The sequence below is a fragment of the Mesorhizobium sp. M7A.F.Ca.CA.002.04.1.1 genome, assembly GCF_004022805.1.
Lineage (GTDB): Bacteria > Pseudomonadota > Alphaproteobacteria > Rhizobiales > Rhizobiaceae > Mesorhizobium > Mesorhizobium ciceri.
This window is the reverse complement of record NZ_RZPL01001354.1, coordinates 1-380: the sequence shown is the minus strand read 5'-3', so window position 1 is coordinate 380 and position 380 is coordinate 1. Positions and strand designations below refer to the sequence as shown.

At 58.4% G+C, this 380-nt stretch carries 1 pseudogene; it reads left to right on the top strand.

The annotated features are described in order from the left end of the window. Positions 1 to 63: 63 nt before the first annotated feature. Positions 64 to 380 (top strand): annotated as a pseudogene (locus tag ENZ75_RS34185) (endonuclease); the annotation flags it as partial.

The window sequence follows — 380 nt, the reverse complement described above, 5'->3', positions numbered from 1 at the left end:
AGGATCTCAGATGGTGATCCTGCGCGCTTGTTTTCCGAAGCACTTGCGGGCAAAGGTCATGGCATGTCGCTGCGCCTTGCCACCTTCAATGTCGAGAACCTGATGAACAGGTTCGATTATTCCGGCTATCGCAACCAGCTCAACGAGGATCGAACGCTGGCGCTGTTCGATATCCAGAGCGAGGCGGAATACAGGATGCTGGAGCAGGCCCGCGCCATCGCCCAATCCGACGACACGCGCCAGCTGACGGCGCTGGCAATCGCTGCCACCCGGGCCGACATCATCTGCATGCAGGAGGTCGACAACATCGAGGCGCTGAAGGCCTTCGAATATGGCTATCTGTTCAAGATGGTGGGGCAGGGCTACCGGCAGAAATACAC